The organism is Limnospira sp. PMC 1279.21 (assembly GCF_032349615.1).
In the GTDB taxonomy this organism is placed as follows: Bacteria; Cyanobacteriota; Cyanobacteriia; order Cyanobacteriales; family Microcoleaceae; genus Limnospira; species Limnospira fusiformis.
Genome location: NZ_JARPLU010000533.1, coordinates 1 through 476 on the forward strand (window position 1 = coordinate 1; position 476 = coordinate 476).

General features: G+C 47.3%; 1 protein-coding gene and 1 pseudogene. Both read right to left on the reverse strand.

Features of this window, described 5'->3' with window-relative positions; genetic code table 11:
* Window positions 1-289 (reverse strand): helix-turn-helix domain-containing protein (locus P5683_RS26675; RefSeq protein ID WP_396442939.1); only part of this gene is annotated, 289 nt, incomplete at its 3' end.
* Window positions 195-476 (reverse strand): annotated as a pseudogene (locus tag P5683_RS25810) (hypothetical protein); the annotation flags it as partial. The gene P5683_RS26675 and the pseudogene P5683_RS25810, both read right to left, overlap by 95 nt.

Sequence of the window (476 nt, forward strand, 5' to 3'; positions counted from 1 at the left end):
CATCGTTAAACTTGATGGCTTGAGAACTATCCCGACAGCTCCTAAACCTGGCGCCTGGACTGGCTGAAAAGGCGAGATAGGCATCAAAGATGGCATTTTGCCGAATGTGGCAGGGTGTTTCTTTGACCCATTCGGGTAAGTCACTCTGCATCACTTCGTTGCGTAATTTCAGTTTGCTTAGTCGTTTACCACTCCTAGATAATGCAATTGCTTGGTTGTAGCAATACCGACAAGCAGCCAACCATTTGCGCCAGACTTGATTTAGCTCCGGGCTGGGGTAAATCCGGATCTTCTTTGACCTGAGTTTTGTATTTACTCCGTCCGTATAATCGGGAACTGAAGCAGTGGAGGATGGCGAGGATGTCCTCAACCATTTCTGGTTCTGGACTGAGACTTGTCTGGTTGAGAACCATGAGTGAACACCTGTTTTGCTCACAGAGCCATCGAAACAAGTCAAATCCCCATATTGCCAATCA